The organism is Bradyrhizobium sp. HKCCYLRH3097, assembly GCF_051167875.1.
Classification (GTDB): domain Bacteria; phylum Pseudomonadota; class Alphaproteobacteria; order Rhizobiales; family Xanthobacteraceae; genus Bradyrhizobium.
This window is the reverse complement of record NZ_JBNPTX010000013.1, coordinates 165,086-188,632: the sequence shown is the minus strand read 5'-3', so window position 1 is coordinate 188,632 and position 23,547 is coordinate 165,086. Positions and strand designations below refer to the sequence as shown.

19 protein-coding genes are annotated in these 23,547 nt (G+C 66.0%); 14 read left to right on the top strand and 5 right to left on the bottom strand.

Translation table 11 applies throughout. From position 1 onward, the window contains the following. Window positions 1-251 precede the first annotated feature (251 nt). From ACQR0U_RS27155 to ACQR0U_RS27145, 3 genes are all read left to right on the top strand, one after another. A complete protein-coding gene (locus ACQR0U_RS27155; protein WP_434842738.1) occupies window positions 252-1,094 on the top strand; it encodes an outer membrane protein in 843 nt (280 codons plus the stop codon). A 188-nt stretch (window positions 1,095-1,282) separates the two neighbouring features. After that, on the top strand, window positions 1,283-2,110 hold the full coding sequence (locus ACQR0U_RS27150) for an outer membrane protein (RefSeq protein WP_315750070.1): 828 nt from the start codon (window positions 1,283-1,285) through the stop codon (window positions 2,108-2,110). 28 nt (window positions 2,111-2,138) lie between these two features. Next, window positions 2,139-2,594 carry a GNAT family N-acetyltransferase gene (locus ACQR0U_RS27145; RefSeq protein WP_316169323.1) on the top strand — a complete coding sequence of 152 codons (456 nt, stop codon included), beginning with the start codon at window positions 2,139-2,141 and terminating at the stop codon, window positions 2,592-2,594. On the opposite strand, the gene ACQR0U_RS27140 is transcribed toward ACQR0U_RS27145, so the two are convergent. Together ACQR0U_RS27140 and ACQR0U_RS27135 are read right to left on the bottom strand one after the other, a co-directional pair. Beyond that, window positions 2,595-3,446: an amidohydrolase family protein gene (locus ACQR0U_RS27140; RefSeq protein ID WP_434842739.1), complete on the bottom strand. Its 852-nt coding sequence runs from the start codon at window positions 3,444-3,446 to the stop codon at window positions 2,595-2,597. After that, window positions 3,443-4,429, bottom strand: coding sequence for an aldo/keto reductase (locus ACQR0U_RS27135; protein ID WP_316169321.1), 987 nt, complete (start codon window positions 4,427-4,429; stop codon window positions 3,443-3,445). Before ACQR0U_RS27135 ends, ACQR0U_RS27140 begins: the two co-directional genes overlap by 4 nt. A 106-nt stretch (window positions 4,430-4,535) precedes the next feature. Here ACQR0U_RS27135 and ACQR0U_RS27130 point away from each other — a divergent pair, with 106 nt between their 5' ends. The 6 genes from ACQR0U_RS27130 (at window position 4,536) to ACQR0U_RS27105 (ending at window position 13,908) form a co-directional block, all read left to right on the top strand. Further along, window positions 4,536-4,823, top strand: coding sequence for a hypothetical protein (locus tag ACQR0U_RS27130; RefSeq protein ID WP_434842740.1), 288 nt, complete (start codon window positions 4,536-4,538; stop codon window positions 4,821-4,823). 145 nt (window positions 4,824-4,968) lie between these two features. Further along, the gene (locus tag ACQR0U_RS27125; RefSeq protein ID WP_315750074.1) at window positions 4,969-6,141 is read left to right on the top strand and encodes a phosphoserine transaminase; all 1,173 of its coding nucleotides are present in this window, start codon (window positions 4,969-4,971) and stop codon (window positions 6,139-6,141) included. Between the two features lie 275 nt (window positions 6,142-6,416). Further along, on the top strand, window positions 6,417-8,006 hold the full coding sequence (gene serA, locus ACQR0U_RS27120; RefSeq protein WP_315714129.1) for a phosphoglycerate dehydrogenase: 1,590 nt from the start codon (window positions 6,417-6,419) through the stop codon (window positions 8,004-8,006). A 444-nt stretch (window positions 8,007-8,450) separates the two neighbouring features. Further along, window positions 8,451-10,118 carry a mucoidy inhibitor MuiA family protein gene (locus ACQR0U_RS27115; RefSeq protein ID WP_434842916.1) on the top strand — a complete coding sequence of 556 codons (1,668 nt, stop codon included), beginning with the start codon at window positions 8,451-8,453 and terminating at the stop codon, window positions 10,116-10,118. A 130-nt stretch (window positions 10,119-10,248) separates the two neighbouring features. Beyond that, window positions 10,249-12,105, top strand: a complete 1,857-nt coding sequence (gene ftsH / locus ACQR0U_RS27110; RefSeq protein ID WP_315714130.1) for an ATP-dependent zinc metalloprotease FtsH — start codon at window positions 10,249-10,251, stop codon at window positions 12,103-12,105. Between the two features lie 117 nt (window positions 12,106-12,222). Then, on the top strand, window positions 12,223-13,908 hold the full coding sequence (locus ACQR0U_RS27105) for a methyl-accepting chemotaxis protein (RefSeq protein WP_315750075.1): 1,686 nt from the start codon (window positions 12,223-12,225) through the stop codon (window positions 13,906-13,908). Window positions 13,909-13,965: 57 nt separating this feature from the next. Here ACQR0U_RS27105 and ACQR0U_RS27100 read toward each other — a convergent pair whose 3' ends face one another. Then, entirely contained in the window at window positions 13,966-14,895 is a 930-nt protein-coding gene (locus ACQR0U_RS27100; protein ID WP_315750076.1) for a DMT family transporter, read from the bottom strand. A gap of 196 nt (window positions 14,896-15,091) precedes the next feature. Between ACQR0U_RS27100 and ACQR0U_RS27095 the strand changes: the two genes are divergently transcribed. Further along, window positions 15,092-15,697 carry a TetR/AcrR family transcriptional regulator gene (locus ACQR0U_RS27095; protein WP_434842741.1) on the top strand — a complete coding sequence of 202 codons (606 nt, stop codon included), beginning with the start codon at window positions 15,092-15,094 and terminating at the stop codon, window positions 15,695-15,697. Between the two features lie 41 nt (window positions 15,698-15,738). After that, a complete protein-coding gene (locus ACQR0U_RS27090) occupies window positions 15,739-16,521 on the top strand; it encodes a sulfite exporter TauE/SafE family protein (RefSeq protein WP_434842742.1) in 783 nt (260 codons plus the stop codon). 10 nt (window positions 16,522-16,531) lie between these two features. Here ACQR0U_RS27090 and ACQR0U_RS27085 read toward each other — a convergent pair whose 3' ends face one another. Together ACQR0U_RS27085 and mgtA are read right to left on the bottom strand one after the other, a co-directional pair. Then, window positions 16,532-17,461, bottom strand: a complete 930-nt coding sequence (locus tag ACQR0U_RS27085) for a DMT family transporter (RefSeq protein ID WP_315750078.1) — start codon at window positions 17,459-17,461, stop codon at window positions 16,532-16,534. Between the two features lie 143 nt (window positions 17,462-17,604). Then, entirely contained in the window at window positions 17,605-20,163 is a 2,559-nt protein-coding gene (mgtA, locus tag ACQR0U_RS27080) for a magnesium-translocating P-type ATPase (protein WP_434842743.1), read from the bottom strand. Between the two features lie 208 nt (window positions 20,164-20,371). On the opposite strand from mgtA, the gene ACQR0U_RS27075 reads away from it, so the two are divergent. The 3 genes from ACQR0U_RS27075 to ACQR0U_RS27065 are packed head-to-tail and all read left to right on the top strand — an operon-like array spanning window position 20,372 to window position 23,539. Then, on the top strand, window positions 20,372-21,640 hold the full coding sequence (locus ACQR0U_RS27075; protein ID WP_434842917.1) for an efflux RND transporter periplasmic adaptor subunit: 1,269 nt from the start codon (window positions 20,372-20,374) through the stop codon (window positions 21,638-21,640). Beyond that, entirely contained in the window at window positions 21,637-22,863 is a 1,227-nt protein-coding gene (locus tag ACQR0U_RS27070; RefSeq protein ID WP_315714137.1) for an ABC transporter permease, read from the top strand. The genes ACQR0U_RS27075 and ACQR0U_RS27070 overlap by 4 nt, the downstream gene beginning before the upstream one ends. Continuing rightward, entirely contained in the window at window positions 22,856-23,539 is a 684-nt protein-coding gene (locus ACQR0U_RS27065) for an ABC transporter ATP-binding protein (RefSeq protein ID WP_434842744.1), read from the top strand. The genes ACQR0U_RS27070 and ACQR0U_RS27065 overlap by 8 nt, the downstream gene beginning before the upstream one ends. The last annotated feature ends 8 nt before the right edge of the window (window positions 23,540-23,547 follow it).

The following is a 23,547-nucleotide window of genomic DNA, read 5'->3' as shown; positions in this document are numbered from 1 at the left end:
GCGCCAGCGCCTTGGCTGCGACCGATTGAGATGGGACTCAACTAATTAGTTGTTCTTCATCCTGCGGTCAAAATTGTCGCTAACGAATTGTTAGGAGGGGTTGCTTGGCCGTTAACGACTCCGCGCGCTCATGAAAAATCAACCTTAATTATTAGGGTTAAGCGCTGCTTAAGCATTTGGCGTGATAGTGTGGCATCAGCGTGATGTGGAAGCAATTCTCCGATTGCTTCACCGGCCAAAGGGACGAAAAAATGCGTAGCGTTAAGTTTCTGATCGCCGCCGGAGCGGCCACTCTGTTTTCCACTTCGGTCTTCGCTGCCGACATGCCCATCATGCCCCCTCCGGTCTACGCGCCGCCGCCGGCGGCCGATTTCGGTGGCTGGTATCTGCGCGGCGACATCGGTTTCAGCAATCAGAAGGTCAAGGACATCCATTACTCGCGCGAATCCGCCTACACGCCGATGACGTCCTTCAACCAGACCTCGGCGTTCGATACCGCGGGCATCTACGGCGTTGGCGTCGGCTATCGCTTCAACAGCTGGTTCCGCGCCGACGTCACCGGCCAGTATCGCGGCAATGCGAACTTCAAGGCCACCGACCGCTTCAATGCAACGGCGGGCGGCGTGCCCTACAGCGGCATCGACAATTACAGCGGCAGCAAGTCCGAATGGCTGGTGCTCGCCAACGCCTATGTCGATCTCGGCACCTGGTGGTGCGTGACGCCGTTCATCGGCGCGGGTGTCGGTGGTGCGCGGGTGACGATTTCGAATTTCACCGACACGGGCATCAACAACCTGCCGTTCACGACCACGAGCTTCGCGACGGCGCCGACCTCCTCGAAATGGAATTTCGCATGGGCGGCCCATGCCGGTCTGGCTTACAACGTCAATCCGAACCTGGTGCTGGAGCTGGCCTACAGCTACGTCGATCTCGGTCACGGGCAGACCGGTGTACTATCCGACTACGTCGGCAACACCACCGGCAACGTCTTCAAGTTCAAGGACATCACCTCGCACGACCTGAAGCTCGGCGTGCGCTGGAATTTCGACAATCCTCCGCCGCCGCCGATGCCGGCGCTGATCCGCAAGGGCTGAATCGAGCGCTCGCCCTCACTGCAAATCGAACGAACGGCGCGGGCCTCCCGCGCCGTTTCGCGTTTCTGATCGAGCGAACCGCGCGCTTTCGCTGAAAGAATTTCCGTGCAGAGCGCTGCGACAACGAATGATTAAGGTTAACGCGCGATGATCGGAACAGAGAGTCAAGTGCTGATTGGAGCGTTGCGATGCGTAGCCTGGTGGTGGCGGTTTCGGTGTGCGGCATGGTCTCCGCGGCCCAGGCCGCGGACTTGTCCGACCTTCCGATCCTGCGCGGTGGCCTGACCGAGGGCCTGAACAATTCGCGGGTCAACTGGGACGGTTACTATGTGGGCGTCCAGGGCGGCTACGGCTCGTCCGATGAGAATTTCAACGGCTCGACCAAGAACATGACGGCGGCGGTGTTGGCCAACACGCTGATCGAGAGCCAGATGCAGGTATCGTCCTGGAACCCGAATCTCGGCAAGCAATCCTCGCGCGCATCGGGCTTCGGCGCCTTCGTCGGCTACAACAGTCAGTGGGACGACGTCGTGCTCGGCGTCGAGGCGAGCTATCTGCACGGCAAATACGGCGGCATGGCCTCTTCGAGCCGCACGCTCGTCAGCACGGCCGCACTGACCGACGGCAACTTCCACGCCGTGACGTCGACGCAGTCCTCGCAGATCTCGATCACCGACATGGCGACGATCCGCGGTCGTGCCGGCTATGCGATGGGTTGCTTCCTGCCCTACGCATTTTTCGGCCTTGCACTCGGCAACGCAGATATCGGCCAGTCCGTGACGGTTCAGGACCGGGTCAGCACGACATTTCTCGGCACCTACACGCCGCTTGCGCCGCTCAGCGCCAACAACCTTCAGCACAATCACTTGATCTACGGCTACAGCGCCGGTCTCGGCGTCGACGTCAATCTGGTCGGGGGCCTGTTTGCGCGGGCCGAATACGAATACGTTCGCTTCACCTCGACGGTCGACACCAGCATCAATACGGTGCGCGCGGGCCTCGGCTACAAGTTCTGAGCTGATTGCAAGCCTGTCCTGTATGCCGATGTCCGTCAGCATCCGTCCTGCGCAGCGCGACGACGTCGCTGCCATTGTCGCCATGCTCGCCGACGATCATCTCGGCCGGGCGCGCGAGCGCCTCGAGCAGCCGTTGCCGCAGTCCTACTACGACGCGTTCGAGACGATCGCGCGGGATGGGAACATTACCCTGATCGTTGCCGAGGAGGCGGGCCGGGTGGTCGGCTGCCTGCAACTCTGCATCCTGCCCGGGCTCAGCTCGGAAGGCGCGTCGCGCGCGCTGGTCGAGGATGTTCGGGTCGCCGCCGACCGTCGCAGCCGCGGCATCGGCGAGCAGCTGCTGCAATGGGCGATCGCCGAGGCGCGCAAGCAGCGCTGCAATCTGGTCGAGCTGATGACGCATCAAAGCCGCACCGACGCGCAACGCTTCTACGGGCGGCTCGGCTTCGCCAAGAGCCATTTCGGCATGGTGATGCGGTTCTGATCAGCGCGGCAGGCGGTAGGCCGCGACGGCGTTCAGGCCGAACGCCTTGTCGCGGATGTCCGAGCCGAGCTGTCTCAGGCAGCGCTCGAGCGCCTGCTTGATTTCACGGTAGCTGCCGGCGAGCAGGCAGACCGGCCAGTCCGAGCCGAAGATCAGCCTGTCGGCGCCGAAGCAGCGCGCCACATGTGTCACGTAGGGCTGCAGCCGCTCCGCGTCCCAGTCGGTCCAGACGGCTTCCGTGGCGAGCCCCGACACCTTGCACCAGACATTGCCGCAAGCCGCGAGCTCGGCGATGCGATCGGCCCAGTCCTGATCGAAGCCGGTTGCGATCGGCGGCTTGGCGGCGTGGTCCAGCACGAAGCGCGCTCTTGGAAAGGCGCGCACCGTCGCAATCGCCGCTGGCAGCTCTCGCGTGCGCACCAGCAGATCGTACGTCAAGTCGTGCGCGAACACGCTGTCGAGGCCGCGCCTGACGTCGCCGCGAAAGATCCATGCCGGATCGGCCTCGTCATGGACCTGGTGGCGGATGCCGACCAGCCTGTCGCCGCCGGGCAGGCCGCGCAGCCGGTCGATCGTCGACCCTACCGACGGATCGGTCAGGTCGACCCAGCCGACGACCCCGCCGACGAATGGCGTCGCATGGGCGATGCGCAGGAACTCCTCGGTCTCGTCGAGCGACGAGCGGGTCTGCACCAGGATGCTGGCGTCGAGAGCGTTCTCGGCCAGCAGCGGGGCAAGGTCGGCGGGACCGAACGGACGGCGGATCGGCGCCAGCGCGTCGCCGGCCATCCACGGATAGTCGGGGCGACCGGGATCCCAGAAGTGCTGATGCGCATCGATGGCACGGCTCATGGCGCGTCTCCCGGCAGCGGCGCCCGGGCATCGACGAGATTGCTGGCCCGCAGGTCGCGCCAGAACGCGGCGGGGATCGGAGCTTGCGCCATCGCGATGTTGTCGGCCGCCTCCTGCGCATTGCGGGCGCCCTGCAGGCCGACGGTCACGGCGGGATGGGCCAGGCAGAACTGGATCGCGGCAGCCTTGAGCTCGGTGCCGTGCTGTCTGCACAGCGCATCGAGCTGGCGCGCCCGCGCCACCAGCGCGGCATCGGCATCTTCGTAGTTGAACTTCGCCGGCCCGTGAGGGTTGGCGAGAATGCCGCTGTTGTAGATGCCGCCGAGAATGATGGCGATGTTGTTCTCGCGGCAGATTGGAAAGAGCGTCGTCAGCGCGCCCTGGTCGAGCAGCGTGTAACGGCCCGCCAGGAGAAAGCAGTCGACCGGAACGGCCTGCGCAAAGCGCGTCAGCATCTCCGACTGGTTCATGCCGGCGCCGATCGCCTGGATGCTGCCGTCGTCGCGCAGCCGCTGCAGCGCGCGAAAGGCGCCGGCCACAGCCTCGTCATAGTGATCGTCGGGATCATGCACGAGCAGGATGTCGATGCGATCGAGGCCGAGCCGGACCAGGCTCTCCTCGACCGAACGCATTACGCCGTCATAGGAGTAATCGAACCGCGGCCGCAGCGGCGGCGTGCCCTTGTAGTGCGGATCTTCGCCCGAGGCGGTCGGGTCCGGCCGCAGCAGCCGGCCGACCTTGGTCGAGATCACATAGCTGTCGCGCGGCTGCCGGCGCAGAAATGCACCGAGCCTCTGCTCGGCGAGGCCGAAGCCGTAGAGCGGCGCGGTGTCGTAGAAGCGCACGCCGCGCGCCCACGCCGCGGCGATCGTGGCTTCGGCATCGCCGTCGCTGACCGGCTCGAAAAGACCGCCGAGCGGCGCCGTCCCGAGGCCGAGTCGGGTGATGTCGAGCGGGCTCCTCCCGAGACGGACGCGTTCCATTCTTCTATCCTTGTTGTTCGGCGCGTGCAGATCGCGTCATTGTGCACGGATGCGTTCGACGAAACAATGACGTCGCATGGTGCAGTACAACGAAGAGGAGAGGACGATGTCGGCGATCAATCCACTGACGGCCTTCGGTGTCGTGCTGGCGACGGCTGCCACCGACGCGGTCTACGTCATGTTCACGTCGGCGGTCGTTGCCAAGCGACGGTTGTCAGCGGCGACCTGGAGCTCGATCTGGTACATGCTGTCGTCATTCGCGGTGATCAGCTACACGGAGAACTGGATCTACGTCGCATTCGCGGCGGTCGGCTCCTGGATCGGCGCCTACGGCTCGATGACCCTGCATCGTCCGCCGGCTGGTCAGGCACCGGTCGGCGCCGCGCCGGAATGAATTGCATTCGCTTGCATGCCAGCACGACCGCGTGAACGCAGACAGAAGGCGCGCGAAGTTCCTTGACGCGGAACGACCCTTACCGTATTCACGCCGGCGGGACACCTCCCCCCAACGGGAGGCTTACTATCTGGAAGGATAGACGATGACTGCAGCGAAACCCTCGCAGCGGCCTGCCGTGCCGCACTTCTCCTCCGGCCCCTGCGCCAAGCGCCCCGGATGGACCTCCGAAAATCTCAAAGACGCTCCCCTCGGCCGCTCGCATCGCGCGAAGATTGGCAAGGCGAAGCTCAAGCAGGCCATCGAGCTGACGCGCGACGTCCTCGAAGTGCCCGCCGACTACAAGATCGGCATCGTGCCCGCGTCCGACACCGGCGCGGTCGAGATGGCGCTGTGGTCGCTGCTCGGTGCGCGGCCTGTCACCACGATCGCCTGGGAATCCTTCGGTGAGGGTTGGGTCAGCGACATCGTCAAGGAGCTGAAGCTCAAGGATGTCACCAAGCTGCACGCCGGCTATGGCGAGATCCCGGATCTGTCCAAGGTCGATCCGGCCAGTGACGTCGTCTTCACCTGGAACGGCACCACGTCGGGCGTGCGCGTGCCGAATGCCGACTGGATCAGCGCGAGCCGGGAAGGCCTGACGATCTGCGACGCCACCTCGGCCGCATTCGCGCAAGCCCTCGATTGGCCGAAGCTCGACGTCGTCACGTTCTCCTGGCAGAAGGCGCTCGGCGGCGAGGCCGCGCATGGCATGCTCATCCTCTCGCCGCGCGCGGTGGCGCGTCTCGAGACCTACAAGCCAGCCTGGCCGCTGCCGAAGATCTTCCGCCTCACCAAGGGCGGCAAGCTCAACGCCGGCATTTTCGAGGGCGAGACCATCAACACGCCCTCGATGCTGTGCGTCGAGGACTATCTGGACGCGCTGAACTGGGGCAAGTCGATCGGCGGCCTCAAGGCGCTGATCGCCCGCGCCGACGCCAACACCAAGGTCCTCGCCGACTGGAAGGCGCGGACGCCGTGGATCGACTTTCTCGCCCAGGATCCCGCCATCCGCTCCAACACCTCGGTGTGCCTCAAGGTCGTCGATCCCGCGATCACATCGCTGTCGGCCGATGCCCAGGCGGAGTTCGCCAAGAAGCTGGTGTCGCTGGTCGAGAAGGAGAACGCCGGCTTCGACTTCGCGCACTATCGTGATGCACCGGCGGGGCTGCGCATCTGGTGCGGCGCGACGGTGGAAGCCAACGACGTCGCGCTGCTGACGCAGTGGATCGACTGGGCGTTCGCCGAAGCCAAGGCCGCGCTGCCGAAGGCGGCGTGACGCACGCTCTTCGTGCCGTCATTGCGAGCGCAGCGAAGCAATCCAGGGCCACGAAGAAAGTCTGGATTGCTTCGTCGCTCCGCTCCTCGCAATGACGAAATTCAAGACGCGTAGGGTGGGCAAAGGCGCGAAGCGCCGTGCCCACCATCAACGTCAACCGACGCGAAAGACGGTGGGCACGCTGCGCTTGGCCCACCCTACGATTCGATTGCTTCCACCCATTCCGGCGCCGATGCGCTGTCCCTCTCTCGCGAGAGGCGTGAAGGAACATCGTCATGTCCAAACCCAAAGTTCTCATTTCCGACGCACTTTCCCCGGCCGCCGTGCAGATCTTCAAGGATCGCGGCATCGAGGTCGACTTCCAGCCCAATCTCGGCAAGGACAAGGACAAGCTCGCCGACATCATCGGCGACTATGACGGCCTTGCGATCCGCTCCGCGACCAAGGCCACGGCCAAGATCATCGAGCGTGCCAAGCGGCTCAAGGTGATCGGCCGCGCCGGCATCGGGGTCGACAATGTCGAAATCCCCGCGGCGACCGCCAAGGGCATCATCGTGATGAATACGCCGTTCGGCAATTCGATCACGACCGCCGAGCACGCGATCACGATGATGCTGTCGCTGGCGCGCGAGATTCCGCAGGCGGACGCCTCGACCCAGGCCGGCAAGTGGGAGAAGAACCGCTTCATGGGCGTCGAGATCACCGGCAAGACGCTGGGCGTGATCGGCTGCGGCAATATCGGCTCGATCGTCTGCGATCGCGCGCAGGGCCTGCGCATGAAGGTGATCGGCTTCGATCCGTTCCTCACCGAGGAGCGCGCCCTCGATCTCGGCGTCGAGAAGGTCGAGCTCGAGGAGCTGCTGAAGCGCGCCGACTTCATCACGTTGCATACGCCGCTCACCGACAAGACCCGCAACATCATCGATGCCGCGGCGATCGCCAAGATGAAGCAGGGCGTGCGCATCATCAATTGCGCGCGCGGCGGCCTGATCGACGAGCAGGCGCTGCTGGAGGCGCTCAACTCCAAGCATGTCGCGGGCGCGGCCCTCGACGTGTTCGCCGAGGAGCCGGCGACCAGCAATCCGCTGTTCGGTCATGCCAACGTGATCTGCACGCCGCATCTCGGCGCCTCGACCACGGAAGCGCAGGAGAACGTCGCGCTGCAGATCGCCGAGCAGATGTCGGACTACCTGCTCACCGGCGCGATCTCGAACGCGATCAACTTCCCGTCGATCACCGCGGAAGAAGCGCCCAAGCTGAAGCCGTTCATCGCACTCGCCGAGAAACTCGGCTCGTTCGCGGGCCAGCTCACCGAAAGCAGCATCACCAAGATCCAGATCACCTATGAAGGCCACGTCGCCGAGATGAAGACCCGGGCGCTGACCTCGGCGGTGCTGGCCGGGCTGCTGCGGCCGATGCTGGGCGAGGTCAACGTCGTATCGGCGCCGGTGATCGCCAAGGAGCGCGGCATGATCGTCGACGAGGTGCTGCGCGCCGGCGAGAGCGACTATGAGAGCCTGATCACGGTCGCGGTCACCACCGAGCATCAGGAGCGCGCGGTGTCGGGCACGGTCTACGCCGACGGCAAGCCGCGCCTCGTCGACATCAAGGGGATCCGTGTCGACGCCGAGTTCGGCAAGTCGATGATCTACGTCACCAACGAGGACAAGCCGGGCTTCATCGGCAAGTTCGCAAGCCTCCTCGGCGACGCGAAGATCAACATCGCGACCTTCCATCTCGGCCGCGTCGCGCCGGGAAGCGACGCGATCGCGCTGGTCGAGGTCGACGGCGCGGTGCCGGCCGATCTGCTCGCCAAGATCCAGGCATTGCCGCAGGTCAAGCAGGCCAAGGCGCTGGCGTTCTGATGACGCGCTAGAGCGCGCGGTGCTTCTTGGTTGAATCGACTTCGCCGCTGGCTCGGTTCACCTCTCCCGTCAAGCGAAGCTTCGCTTCGCCAGAGCGGGGGAGGTCGGCGCGAAGCGCCGGGTGGGGGTTCCCTCCACTCGGGCAGCCTCAATCGAGGAGGCACCCCCACCCCAGCCCTCCCCCCAACTGGGAGAGGGAGCGCACATCCTTCGCGGTTCGCAACCAGACCTCGACTCTTCACGCGCTGGGCCAAATTGGTCGACCGGAAAGGGGCAGCACGGCACCGTGGCCGTGCTGCCCCTTTCTGTGCTCGGCGGAATTTCAACGGCAAGCTTTGCGGTCGCACGATTTGAACCCGCGGACCTCTCGTGGCGTCTAACGCCCCGCAAGGGACCGGCTCATCCGGTTCTCAGGGGCGCTGGGATACGGAGAGATCGATGGCAATGCGAACGACGTGGCTGGTTACGACAACTCTCGTTCTCGGTGCCTCGCTGGCGGCGGCGCCGGGTCGTGCGGCAAACCTCGACGCGACGTCCACCGTCGATGCCGTCACCGTGTATCCCGACGGCGCGACCGTGACCCGGGTCATCTCGCTCGACCTTCCCACCGGTGACACGACGGCGATCGCAAAGGACTTCCCGCTCGGACTCGATGCGTCCTCGCTTCGTGTGGAAGGCGAGGCCGGCGCCAAGCTCGTGATCGGCACCGTCGACGCCAAGCCACCGCGTGCGGCGCCGCCCGTCAACCTGCCCGACATCGACAAGCGCATCGAAGCGCTGAAGGACGAGCGCGCCAATCTCGATGGCACGATCGCCGCGGCCCTGGCGCGCAAGAAATTTGCCGAGCGTTTTGCCGAGGCATCGCCGGCCGGGCTCGGCGAAAAGGGCGAGGCGCGTCCGATCACGGAATGGCGTGCCGCGTTCGCCGCCGTTGCGGACGAGGTTGGACAGGCCGACGCGGCGATCCGTGATGCCGAACGCAAGCAGCGCGAGATCGATCGCGAGATCGCGCGCCTGCAGGACAATCTCACGACGAAGCCCCCGAGCAAGCTGGAGGTGCGGATCGAATTGTCGGCTGCGGCAGCGACCAAGGCGACCTTGCGCGTGACCTACGCGGTGCGCAATGCCCGCTGGGTGCCGCTCTACGACGCGCGTCTCGACACGACGGCGAAGGACCGCAAACCGGCTCTCGAACTGGTGCGACGCGCCGAGATCCAGCAGGCCACCGGGGAGGACTGGTCCGAGGTCGCGCTCACGGTTTCGACGGTGCGCACCGGACGCGGCGGCAGCGCGCCCGAGCTCAGGACGATCATCGCGCAATATCCGCCGCCGCCACAGCCAGCGCCGAAGCCGGCGGCCGTCAGCGCGGCACGAGGACTCATGGAGAGCCGGCAGGAGTTTCGCTTTGGCGGAGGGACGACGTTCGGAGATGTCGCGGACAAGGCCGTCGAGCAGCAGACGGTCGCGGAGATCAGCGCCTTTCAGACCGTCTTCCACCTCCCCGGACGCGTCAGCGTCGGTGCCAATGATGGCGCGAAGAGCCTGCGTATTTCCACCGCGACGATCACGCCCGAACTGACGATCCGTTCGGCGCCCCTCATCGATCCCACCGCCTATCTCGAAGCGAGCTTCCCGCAGAGCGAGGAGGCGCCGCTGCTGCCGGGCAAGGTCTCGATCTATCGCGACGGCATGTTCGTCGGCACCAGCAGATTGGCGTCGGCCGGCAAGGACGAGGTCGTTCATGTCGGCTTCGGGGCCGACGACAAGGTCAAAGTCGAGCGCAGTGTCGTCAAACGGAACGAAGGTTCGGCCGGTCTGATCGTGACGACGGCGAAGATCGACGAGCGCGCCTTCAAAACCACGGTCCGCAACGCGCATGAATTCCCGATCAAGGTCGCGATCCAGGATCAACTGCCGGTCAGCGAGAACGAGGAGATCACGGTTGAGATGCTTCCTGCGACCACGCCGCCGGCCTCGACCAACGTCCGCGACCGGCGTGGTGTCGTCGAATGGGTGATCGACGCCAGACCCGGCGAGGCCAAGGATATCGCCTTCGCCTGGCGTGTGCGCTGGCCTAAGGACAAGTCGATCGTGTTGCAGCCGTCGGGCTGATTGCCCGGCGTGGGATCGGCGCCGTTTGATCCATGACAAGCCGCCCGGTCCCGGCCCTGTTATGCGCGAGTGGGACCCCGTTCGATCACGTCCTGTCCGGCCGTGATCGATCTCGACCGAGAGCGCCGACATGGAATCCGACCCGAACACCCGCAAGCAGGCCGTCGCCGTCGGCTACATCTTCCTCGCCGGCGTCGGCATGCTGCTGCTGCAATGGCTTCTGACGACCTACAACACGGTCGAGACGATTCCCTATAGCCAGTTCGAGCAGCTGATCGAGCAGGGCAAGATCTCCGAGGTGTCGGTCAGCCAGGACACCATCCAGGGCAAGTTCAAGGACAAGCAGTCCGACGGCAAGACGTCGTTCATCACCGCGCGCGTCGATCCGCCGCTGGCCGCGAAGCTTGCCGCGAAGGGCGTGACGGTGACCGGCGTGCCCTCGGGCGGGCTGATTCAGGCGCTGCTGTCCTGGGTCGTGCCGGCGCTGATGTTCTATCTCATCTGGGTGTTCCTCGGCCGCAAGGTGATGGATCGCCAGGGCTTCGGCGGTCTGATGTCGATCGGCAAGTCGCGCGCCAAGGTCTATGTCGAGACCGACACCAAGGTCACCTTCGCCGACGTCGCCGGTGTCGACGAGGCGAAGTTCGAGCTGCAGGAGGTCGTGCAGTTCCTGAAGGATCCGAAGAGCTATGGCCGGCTCGGCGCGCACGTGCCCAAGGGCATCCTGCTGGTTGGCCCGCCCGGCACCGGCAAGACCCTGCTCGCCCGCGCCGTAGCGGGCGAAGCGGGCGTGGCGTTCTTCTCCATCTCCGGCTCCGAGTTCGTGGAGATGTTCGTCGGCGTCGGCGCTGCCCGCGTGCGCGATTTGTTCGAGCAGGCCCGCAAGGCCGCGCCTTGCATCATCTTCATCGATGAGCTCGACGCGCTTGGCCGCAGCCGAAGCGTCGGCGGCCAGTTTGGCGGCTACGACGAGAAGGAGCAGACGCTCAATCAATTGCTGGCGGAGCTCGACGGCTTCGACCCAAGCTCCGGCGTCATCCTGCTCGCCGCGACAAACCGGCCGGAGATCCTCGATCCCGCGCTCATGCGCGCCGGCCGCTTCGATCGTCAGGTGCTGGTCGACCGTCCTGACAGGGGCGGGCGGCTCGCAATCCTCAAGGTGCATGTCCGCAAGATTACGGTCGCCGACAGCGTCGATCTCGACAAGGTCGCGGCACTGACGACCGGCTTCACCGGCGCCGACCTCGCCAACCTGATCAACGAGGCCGCGATCGCGGCGACCCGCCGCAAGGGCCACGAGGTGACGTTCGACGATTTCACGATGGCGATCGAGCGCATCGTCGCCGGCATCGAGAAGAAGAGCCGCGTGCTCAGTCCCGCCGAGCGCCGCCGTGTCGCCTATCACGAGATGGGTCACGCGCTGGTCGCGGCCAATCTCGTCGGCGTTGATCCGGTGCAGAAGGTCTCGATCATTCCGCGCGGCGTCGGCGCGCTCGGCTACACGATGCAGCGCCCGACCGAGGATCGCTTCCTGCTCGCGGTCAGCGAGTTGAAGAACCGCATCGCCGTGCTGATGGGCGGGCGGGCTTCCGAGCAGCTGATCTTCGATGGCGATGTCTCGACCGGCGCCGCCGACGATCTGCAGCGCGCGACCGAGATCGCGATCGAGATGGTCACCAAATACGGGATGGATGCGACCGTCGGGCAGCGCACCTACGCGCCGCGTCCACAGGTGTCGTTCCTGCAGCCACAGGATCAGATCGTGTCGGCGGCGGAGGAGACCGGGCGCGAGATCGACCTCGCCGTACGGGATCTGATTGCAGACGGCGATGCCCGTGCCAGGGCGATTCTCGAAAGCCATCGCCCGGACCTCGAGCGCGGCGTCGCGCTCCTGATTGCCAAGGAGACGCTGACCGCCGATGAGTTCGCGCCGTTGCGGCCGGCCTCCGCTGCGGTCCCGGTCCGGGATGCCGTTGCCCCGAGCTGATCCGGGATTCTACGGAGGGCGTTCGCAACCGAACTCTAACCATCGCCTGATCAGTTAACCAGCGGCTCACCTTGACAGATCGAGGTCGTCGATCGGGGACCGGGCGGAGTTCGTTGCGTGCTGCTGAACAACCTGAAGATTGCCCCCAAGCTCGCCATCGTCGTCGGCGTGGCGATGCTGGGCCTTGCCGCGGCCGGTACGTTTGCCGGCACTCTGATGCAAAAGGAGATGGTCAATGCCCGCATCGAACAGTGCCGGGCGATCGTCGAGACCGCGCGTAACATGGCCCTCGGCCTCATCAAGGATGTCGAAGCCGGCAAATTGACGAAGGAGGCTGCGCTCGACGAGTTCGTCAATCGCGGGAGAACGATGACCTTCGACAAGGGCACGGGCTATCTGTTCGCCTATACGATGGACGGCAATGTGGTGCTTTCCCAGGATCCGAAGCAGCGCGGCTCGAACGTGATCGATTTCGAGCTCAACGGCCGCAAGCTCGTCGTCGAGCTGCGCGACGGCGTTGCCAAGGATGGCGAAGTCACCTTGCACTACGAATACCTGCGCCCCGGCCAGGAGCAGCCGACCCGCAAGATCTCCTATGCCGTGATGATTCCCGGTTGGAATACGTTCGTGGGCACCGGCGTCTATGTCGACGATCTCGACGCGAAGATGAAGCCGCTGAAATGGCTGATCTGGATGGCCTGCGCAGGCATCGCGGTCGTCGCCGGCGGGATCGCCTGGCTGATCAGCCGCAGCATCAGCGTGCCGCTCGATCGTCTCGGCGTCCGCATGCGCGAGATCGCCGATGGCCGGCTCGAGGGCGAGATTCCCGGTGTCGGCCGCGGCGACGAGATCGGCGGGATGGCCTCCACTGTCCAGATCTTCAAGGACAACGCGCTGCGGATGCGCGAGCTCGAGCAGGCCGAGGCCGCCACCCAGCAGCGTGCGGCCGCCGAGCGGACCGCGGCCATGCAGAATTTGGCCGCCGACTTCGAGCGCAGCGTCAACGGCATCGTCCGCTCGGTGGCGTCGGCGGCCGAGGGCATGCAGCACACCGCGCAATCGATGACCTCGACCGCGAGCGATGCCAGCTCGCGCGCCTCGACGGTCAGCGCCGCCACCCAGAGCGCCAATGACAATGTCGGCACGGTCGCGGCCGCGGCCGAAGAGCTGTCGAGCTCGGTCAATGAGATTTCGCGCCAGGTCGCCCGTTCCAGCGAGATTGCGAGCAAAGCCGTGGGCGACGCGGAGCGCACCAATGCCACCGTTCAGGTGCTGTCGACCGGCGCCGAGAAGATCGGCGAGGTCGTCAAGCTGATCCACTCGATCGCGGCGCAGACCAACCTGCTGGCGCTGAACGCCACCATCGAAGCCGCGCGCGCCGGCGAGTCCGGGAAGGGCTTTGCCGTCGTCGCCTCGGAGGTGAAGGCACTCGCCAACCAGACGGCGAAGGCGACCGAGGAGATTTCGGCGCAGGTCGCGGCGATGCAGACCTCGACCCAGGATGCGGTCACCGCCATCAGCGGCATCACCCAGACCATCGCGCAGATGAGCGAGATCACCAATTCGATCTCGACCTCGATCGCCCAGCAGGGCGACGCGACGCGCGAGATCGCGCGCAACATCCAGTCGGTCGCCGCCGGCTCGAACGAGATCAGCGCGCACATCGGCGGCGTGACCAAGGCGGCGGAAGCGACAGGCATGGCTGCCGCCGAAGTGCTGTCGAGCGCACGTGAGCTCGACAGCCAGTCGAGCCTGCTGCAGCAGGCCGTCGATGGCTTCATGGCGAAGGTGCGCACGGCCTAGTCGCAGCGGTGATGGACCGGGCCTGGCCTTGAAAGCACGGCGTGAGCTTGCAGGCGCTCACGCGACCTTGGTGCGGCCGGTGCGGGAGGCGATGATCACGCCGGCGATGACCAGCGCGTAGCCGATCAGATGAAACGGCTTCAGCTCCTCGCCGAGCAGCAGGATCGCCAGCACAGAGCCGAACAGCGGCACCAGATGCAGAAACGGCGCGGCGCGGTTCGGCCCGATCAGGCCGATGCCGCGATTGAAGAACAGATAGGCGAGCGTCGAGGCGAACACCACGACGTAGCCGAGGGTCAGGAGCGATAGCAGATCGAGCTGCAGCACGAAGCCGGACGCGTATTCCCACGCGGCCAGCGGCAGCAGCAGCAGGGCGCCCAAGGCCGTGCAGCACGATATCAGCGACAGCTGGTGCACGGCCGGCCGCCGCGTCATGACCGCCGAGTAGATCCCGAACACCAGCAGCGCCCCGGCGAACATCAAGTCACCGCGGTTGAACTGAATGGCGGCCAATGCGCCGAGGTCTCCGCGCAGCAAAATGACCAGCACGCCGGTCAAGGATATCGCGATGCCGGCGAACTGCGCCGCCGTCAGCCTGACCCCGAACAGCACGAGCGACCATAGCGCTACGAACAGGGGGGCCGAGGATTGGATCAGCAGCCCGTTGAGCGCCTGGGTGTACTGCATCGCCCAGTAGGACAGCGCATTGTTGATGGCGAAGCCGGTCAGCGCCAGCACCAGCAGCAGCGGCCAGCTGGCCAGCAAGGTACGCCAGTCGCGTACGAGATGCGTCCGCGCGAACGGCCACAGCATCAGGAAAGTTCCGATCCAGCGGATGCAGGACAGGGTCAGCGGCGGCACGTGCCCGGCGACATAGCGCGCCAGCACGATGTTGCCGGCCCAGAACAGCGAGGCCAGCGTCAGCAGCAGATAGGGCTGGTTGTTGAGCCAGGCCAGCGGCGAGGTCGGATGCGATGCGGTGGGCAAGGAATCGGCTTCCCTTGTTGACCGGAGCTTGTGCCCGAAATGGCGGGCGGGACAAGAGCGCCGGGCGGAAGGCCGCCATGTCGAAATACCAATGGGCCTCCTTTACAAAACGAATATTCGTTTTGTATGCTCATCGCAGACGGGAACGCCATCGAGCCGACAGCCGCACCCTGCGACCGCTCGGCAGGAGCTGCGCATGCCGAAACTCAAGCCCGAGACGATGGCCGCGCGCCGGGACGAGATCCTGCAGGCCGCCGAGGCCTGCTTCGCCCGGCAGGGATTCCATCAGACCACGATCGCCGATGTCATTGCGCAATCTGGTTTGAGCGCGGGCTGCATCTACGGCCATTTCGCCAGCAAGGAAGAGCTCATTCAGGCGATAGGCGAGCATCGCCATGCCCGTGATGCCGCCCTGTTGGCCACGGCGCGTGAGATTTCTGATCCGTTGGAAGCGTTGCGCGCCATTGCGCGCGCCTCGTTGGCAGACATGCAAAAGGAAGAGGGCCTGCGCCACCGGCGCATCGCGCTGCAGCTCTGGGCCGAGGCGCTGCGGGACGATGATATCCGCGCGCAGGTGACGGACGGTGTGCGCAAGCCGGCCGTCTTGATCACCGAGCTGCTGCAGCGGGGCCAGCGGCTCGGCGTCATCGACCGCTCCGTTCATCCACGCAGCATGGCCCGCACGATCGTCGCGATGTTCCAGGGGTTCGTGCTGCAGCGATTGTGGGGCGAGCCGTTCTCGTCATCCGAAGCGATGGCCGCATTCGAGACGCTGCTGACGGGACTCACGGCGCGGCGATGACCTGAAGCGAGTGCCTCTCCAACCGTACCGGGCGGGTCTCAATGACGAGCGTTCCTGATCTCATTGGCGGTCTTGGCACCGGGCTGGTCGGCGGCTTCACTTCGGGGCTGCTCGGCGTCACTCCCGGTGGTGGGCTCGTCGTGTTCGCGGTCATGCTGCTCGGCGCCGAGCAGCACACCGCGCAAGGGCTCTCGCTGGTCGCGCAGATCCCGCCGACCAGCGCGGCCGGCATCAGGCGCTATTGGGATAGCGGCAATCGGGTGACGGCTGCGGTGTTGCTCTGGCTCGGCCTGGGATTCCTGGTCGGCGGCATCGTCGGCGCACTGATCGCGAACTGGACGACGGCGGCGGTCCTGCAATGGGCCTATGTGATCTACCTATTCTTGCTCGATGCTCTGCTGCTGCGCAGGCGACGGGCGAAGGAGTCCGCCGAAGCAACCGGCGCTGCGCCGGATCCACATCGAGCAGCGCTCCTTGCAGTTGGCTGCGCGGCCGGCGTGTCCTCAGGCTTTCTTGGGATCGGCGGCGGGCTCGCGACGGTGGTTGGCTTGAGCGCGGTGCTGGGCATGGCACAGCACCGCGCCCAGATGATCAGCCTGGCGCTGACGCTGGTGCCCACGACGCTTCCATCCGCCTGGATCTACTGGCGGCACGGCGCCATGCCGGCCTGGCCCACCCTCGTCGCGGTGATCGTCGGCCTCGCGGTCGGCACCGATGTCGGCGCGCGTCTCGCGAACCGCGTTCCGCCGGAACGGTTGCGCGTCCTGCTGGTGGGCTTCGTGTCGCTGATGGCCGTCTGCATGACGCTCAAGGCGCTCGGATGAACCGTTCGCCTCATGTCGCCTGCTTGCGCGAGGCCGCGTAGACGCCGCTCAGCACCAGGGCGAAGCCGATCACGTGGAAGATCTGCGGCCGCTCGCCGAGGAAGACGAACGCCATGATCGAGCCGAACACCGGCACCACGTGGAAGAACGGCGCTGCGCGGTTGGCACCGATCAGAAGAACGCCGCGGTTGAAGCACAGATAGGCGATGGTCGAGGGAAAGATCGCGACGTAGAGCAGTGACAGTAGGTTCTGGGTGTCGAGCGCCATCACCGGGCGCGTGTTGAGCTCCCAGATCAACAGCGGAATCAGGCTCGCGGCTCCGCAGCCGAAGGTGAAGGCGACCATCGACAGGCCATGGATTTGCGGTCGCTTGATCGTCAGCACCGAGTAGAAGCCGAACACCGCCATCGCGACCAGGAAGATCAGGTCGCCCTTGTTGAAGCTGATGTCGGCGAGCGCCGCCGGATGGCCGCGCGTGAGGATCAGCAGCACGCCGATCATCGACAGCACGATGCCGATCGCCTGCGCCAAAGTGAGGTGCACGCGCAGCAGCAGCATCGACCAGAGCGCCACGATCAGCGGACCGCCGGATTGCAGCAGCAGCGTGTTGAGCGCCTGGGTGTATTCGAGCGACCAGTACTGCAGCGTGTTGAAGGCGCCGATGCCGGTCACCGACAGCGCGATCATGACGCCGAGCTTGGAGCGGATCGCCGGCCAGTCCTGGCGGAGCTGCTTCCAGGCCAGCGGCAGAATGATCAGGAACGCCAGCGACCAGCGCAGGAACGACAAGGTCACCGGCGGAATGTGCCCGGCGGCCAGCCGGCCGACGATCGCGTTGCCGGCCCAGCACAGCGCGGTGATGCTGAGCAGCACATAGGGTTGGTTGGCGATCCAGGCGCGCGCGGGCGCGGCGGACGCGGTGGGATCGGCGGCAGACATGCGGCGGTGTTGGCCCCGGTTCGTGCGCCGCGGCATCCGGCCCGGTCATCCCGGCCGCTGGTCCTCCCCGGCCTCGTCGACAGACACCAATTGCAGCTGCCTATCAAGAGGGCAGATGCATCGCGACTATGCAGCGGCGCTGGTCATGAACCGCGGTGGTGATGCCGCCGGTGAGTTCGCAAGGTCGTGGACTGTACGGCGACCGATTTGAGACCTTCGGCGCAGACCAGATAGGCGATAACGAGAGCCGCGATGGTGGCCAGCACGGCGATCGGCGGCACCACGAAGCCGAACCAGGCGCCGGCCGGGGTGAAGGGCACGACGAGCGCGACGGCGAGCGCGGTCAGTGACGACGCAGTCAGCATCGGATCGGCGCGGTTGCTCCATGGCCGTCCGTTGGTCCGGATGATGAAGATGACGAGGATCTGGGTCGCCATCGATTCGAGGAACCAGGCGGTCCGGAACTCGTCGGGCGTCGCATGGAACAAATAGAGCAGGGCGCCGAAAGTGAGAAAATCGAACAGCGACGACAGCGGGCCCATGATCGCGGCAAAGCGCAGCAGCCGCTTCATGTCCCAGCGCTGCGGCCGCGCGGTGGCCTGCGGACTCACACGATCGAACGGGATGCCGAGTTCGGAGAGATCATAGAGCAGGTTGTTGAGCAGGATCTGCGTCGGCAGCATCGGCAGGAAGGGCAGTATGATCGAAGCGACCGCCATGGACAGCATGTTGCCGAAATTCGAGCTCGCGCCCATTCGCACGTATTTCAGGATGTTGGCGAAGGTGCGCCGCCCTTCCTCCACACCGTCGGCGACAACCTCGAGATCGGAGGCGAGCAGGATGATGTCGGCGGCGGATTGCGCCACGGCGGTGGCGCCGTCGACCGACAGGCCGATGTCGGCCACCTTCAGCGCCGGCGCGTCGTTGATGCCGTCACCCAGGAAGCCGACGACGTGGCCCGAGGCCTGCAGCGCCTTGACGATGCGCGATTTCTGATCGGGGGCGAGCCGGCCAAACGCGTCGGCCGAGCGCACCTGCACCGCGAGCGCGTCATCGCTGAGTTCGGCGATGTCGCTGCCGGACAGCACGCGATCCGCCCTCAGTCCGACCAGCCCGGCCAGTCGCTTGACCACGACCGGATCGTCGCCGGAAAGGATATTCAGCGCGATGCCGGCGCGCGCAAGCTGTGCGATGGCCGCGGCTGCGGTCGGCTTGGGCGGATCGGCGAACGCGCACAGACCCTCGAAGATCAGTTCCTGCTCGTCATCGGTCTCGATCTCGCGCGGCGCGCCGGTCCAGGGCCGTGACGCGATTGCGACCGTGCGCAGGCCCTCGCGCGCCAGCGCGTGAACGCGCGCGCACATCTCGTTGCGGCCGCTGGCGTCGATCGGCGTAGTCGCGCTGCCCTGCCGTTGCTGCGTGCAGAGCTCGATCACCGCCTCTGGCGCGCCCTTCACGATCAGGATCTGATCTGCCCCGCGGATCGCCAGCACCGAGCCGAGCCGGCGCGAGAAGTCGAAGGTCTGCTGTCCGCCCAGGGTCCATCCTGCTGCCGCACGGTCCGCGCCGGCGATGAGCGCGGTGTCGAGCGAGCCCCGATCGCCGCCGAGCGCGGCAGCGATCGCGCCGAGCTCCGCGGCTCGCGGGTCGTCGCTGCCGTCGGGCGCGATGCTTCGGGCGAGCGTGATCTCTGCTGAGGTCAATGTTCCCGTCTTGTCGGTGCACAGCACCGACATCGCGCCGAGATCATGGATCGCCGCGAGCCGCTTCACGATCACCTTGCGGTTGGCCATGCGAAGCGCGCCGCGCGACAGGGTCACGGTGGTGATCATCGGCAGCAGCTCGGGCGTCAGTCCGACGGCCAGCGCCACCGAGAACAACAGCGAGTCGAGCACATCACGGCCGAACACGACGCGCACCGCGAGCACGATCACGACCAGCGCCAGCGTCAGCCGCGCGATGACGAGGCCGAACTCGTGCAGGTCGCGCTCGAACGGCGTGCGGGCCTGCGCTTCGGCCAGCGCCGAGGCGGCAGCGCCGAACATCGTGTTCGGCCCGGTGTTGACGACGAGCGCGACGGCCTCTCCGGTCTGAGCCACGGAGCCGCGAAACAGCGCATTCGACGTGTCGTTCTCATCGCTGGGAATACCGGCCTGTTTCGTCACGGGATAGGGCTCTCCCGTCAGCGCCGCCTCGCCGGCAGTGAAGGCCTTGCTTTCGATGATCAGCGCATCGGCAGGAACGATGTCGCCCGCGCGGACGCGCAGGATGTCTCCGGGAACGACGGCGTCGACGTCGATCTCGCGATAGGCGCCGTCCCGCTTGACCTCGGCCTTCAGGGCCACGGAGCGGCGGAGCTCCTCGGCCGCCTTGACGGCATGCCCCTCCTGAACCGTATCGAGTCCGATCGACAGCGTGAGGATGAGGACGATGATGGCGCCGCCGATCACGTCGCCCGTCACCATCGAGATGATGCCGGCCACCAGCAGGATCAGCGATAGCGGCTCGAGCAGGCGGCGGAGCACGGCGCGCATCGGCCCCACGACATGCGATGGGGAGTCGGCATTCCGGCCGTAGCGTTGCAGCCGCTGCTCGGCGTCGGCTCTGCCGAGGCCGTCCAGGTCGCAGGCCAGCGCTGCGCCTGCCTGCGCAGGCGACAGGCGCCAGAACCGGTGCAGACCGGGGGTCGTATCAGTGCTCACATGCGTCCGTTCATGTTCGTGGATGATTGGTAATGGTCATCATGCCTGATTTGCATGAACGATCGTCCGCCGGTTGACCTAGCGCAACATCCTGCTGTCGCGATCCCCTAGCTTTGTGTGCAATGCGCCGCGGGCTGACGGCCGCACTCAAGGAATGGATGGCGCGTCACTGGGCATCATCCGCATTGACGAGTTTGTGTTGACGATCATGGCCGATCATGCCGCAGCTCTCCCGTCCCCTACGAAAGCCGCCGTTGGTCCGACCGTCCTAGCGGCGGTCTGGGCGCATCGCTGGTTCGCTCTCGCCATCATCGTGCTGCTCGGCCTTGGCGGCTGGCAAAGCGTCCGGGTCATGCTTGGGCCTGCCATCGTGGTCGATCAGGTCCGGCGCGGCGACCTCGTCGAGGCGGTCGTTGCCAGCGGTCACGTCGAGACGCCGTTCCGCGTCGAGATCGGCAGCCAGATCACCGGCACCGTCGAGGAGGTGCTGGTGCTGGAAGGCCAGCACGTCACCAAGGGCCAGCCGCTGATCTCGCTGGAGTCGCGCGAGCTGAAGGCTGCGGTGGTGCAGGCACAAGGGCAGGTGGCGCAGGCCGAGGCGCGGATGCGCCAGCTCGCCGAGCTGACCTTGCCGTCGGCGAAGGAGGCTTTGCGCCAGGTGCAGGCGACCTTGCTCAATGCTCAGCAGACCTATGACCGGACGTCGCAGCTGACCGGCAACGGCTATGCCACGCGCGCGGCGCTCGACGAGGCCCAGAAGACGCTCGACGTTGCGCTGGCCCAGAAGCGTGCCGCCGAATTCCAGGTCTTCACGGCGAGCCCCGGCGGCAGCGACTATGTCATGGCCGAGACGCAGCTGAACCAGGCGCGCGCCAATCTCGACACGGCGCAGTCTCGTCTCGGCTATGCGACGATCTCGGCGCCGCGCGACGGCGTGCTGATCACGCGCAGTGTCGAGCGCGGCACCGTGGCGCAGCCCGGCAAGACGCTGCTCGTCCTGGCGCCTGCCGGCGATCTCCAGCTCGTCCTGCAGATCGACGAGCGCAATCTCGGCAAGCTGGCGCTCGGCCAGACGGCGCTCGCGTCGGCCGATGCCTACCCCGACAGGCGCTTCCCCGCTGTGGTCAGCTACATCAACCCCGGCATCGATATTTCCCGCGCGTCCGTCCAGGTCAAGCTGATCGTCAAGGACCCGCCCGACTATCTGCGCCAGGACATGACGGTGTCTGTCGACATCGAGGTCGCCTCCCGCAAGGATACGCTGGAGCTGCCGGTGCGCTCGGTTCACGATATCACCTCGGGCCAGCCCTGGGTGCTCGGGGTGAAGGACGGCCGCGCCGCCAAGCAGCCGGTGCGCGTCGGCATCCGCGGCAACAGCCATGTCGAGATCGTCGACGGCTTGAACGCCGGTGACATCGCCGTGCCCCAGAGTTCCGGCATCCTGACCGGCCAGCGCTTCCGCCCGGTGCTGCCGTGAACCGCTGGCTGCCCTTCGAGTGGATCGCGGCGGTGCGTTTCCTGCGCGAGGGCCGGCTGCAGACCTTGTTCATCATCGGCGGCATCGCGATCGGCGTCGGCGTCATCGTGTTCATGTCGGCGATGCTGGCTGGCCTCGAGGCCAATTTCATCAAGCGGGTGCTGACCTCGCAGCCGCAGATCCAACTGCTGACGCCGGATCAGGTTGCGCGTCCCCTGCGCAACGACAATGGCGTGATCGAGGATGCCATCGTGCAGCGTCCGAGCCAGCGCGTGATCTCGATCGATCAATGGCCGAAGATCCGCAATCAGATGCTGGCGATGCCGGAGATCACCGCGGTGTCGCCGACCATCTCCGGCTCCGCCCTCGCCATTCGCGGCGACGCCAGCCGCGCCGTGACGCTGTCCGGCATCGAGCCGGAGAGCTACTTCACAATCGTGCGCGTGCCGGACTACATCGTCGCCGGCGAGCCGCGGCTGACCAGCGAGGACATCATCATCGGTACCGAGCTCGCCAGGGATCTCGGCGCCATCGTCGGCGACAAGCTCAATGTTCAGGCGGCATCCGGCGCCAACCGCGTGCTGATCGTGACTGGTCTCGTCGATCTCGGCAGCAAGGGCGCCAATCAGCGCTCCGCCTATGTCGCGCTGCGCACGGCGCAGTCGCTGCTCGGCATGGTCGGCGGCGTCACCACGATCGACATCACCGTGCGGGACATCTATGCCGCTGAGGACATTGCGCAGCGCATCCAGGCCGCCAATCGCGTCAAGGCCGACAGTTGGATCAAGACCAACGCGCAGTTCTTCACGGCGGTGCGCGCGCAGGCGACATCCAACACGCTGATCCGCGTCTTCGTCGCGCTCTCGGTCGCGTTCGGCATCGCGGCCGTGCTGATCGTCTCGGTGATCCAGCGCTCCAAGGAGATCGGGATCCTGCGTGCGATGGGTACCTCGCGCGGACAGATCTTGCGCGTGTTCCTGCTGCAGGGCGGGCTGCTCGGCTTCGTCGGCTCGCTGTTCGGCGCGGCCATGGGCGCGGGTGCGCTGATCTATTGGCATGCGGTGCAGCGCCAGGCCGATGGCTCGGAGTTGTTTCCGTTGATCCTCGAACGCCGATTGTTTCTCATCACGGCCCTGCTCGCGACGGTGACGGGCCTGCTCGCCGCGACCGCGCCGGCGCTGCGCGCGGCCAAGCTCGATCCGGTGGTGGCGATCCGTGGCTGAGGTCCTGCTGCGACTGGAGAAGGTCTGCAAGGCCTACAATGTCGGGCTGCCGACCGAGACCGAGGTGCTGCACGACATCGACATCGAGGTGGACCGCGGCGAGTTCGTCGCGCTGATCGGTCCGTCCGGCTCCGGCAAGAGCACTCTGCTGAACATCGTCGGTCTCTTGGACCGGCCGACCTCCGGCCGGTTGACGATCAAGGGCCAGGATACTGCATCGCTCAGTGATACCGAGCTCACCCATCTGCGCGGCCATACCATCGGTTTCATCTTTCAGTCTCATCTCCTGATCTCTGCCTTCACGGCCAAGGAGAACGTGATGATGCCGCTGCTGGTCGATCGCGGCTTCCCGGGCCCCGAGATCGAGGCGCAGGCGGCGAAGCTGCTCGACCAGGTTGGGCTGGCGAAATTCGCCGACCATCTCGCGAGCAACATGTCGGGCGGCCAGCAGCAGCGCGTCGCGGTGGCGCGGGCGCTGGCGATGAACCCCGATCTGGTCCTGGCGGACGAGCCGACCGGCAACCTCGACACCAAGTCTGCCGAGGCGGTCTTTGGCCTGATGCGCGACGTCAATCGGGAGGTCGGCACGAGCTTCCTGCTCGTCACCCACAACCTTGATCTGGCCCGGCGCTGCGATCGCATCATCGAGGTTGTCGACGGCCGCATCCAGAGCTGAGGGCGGGC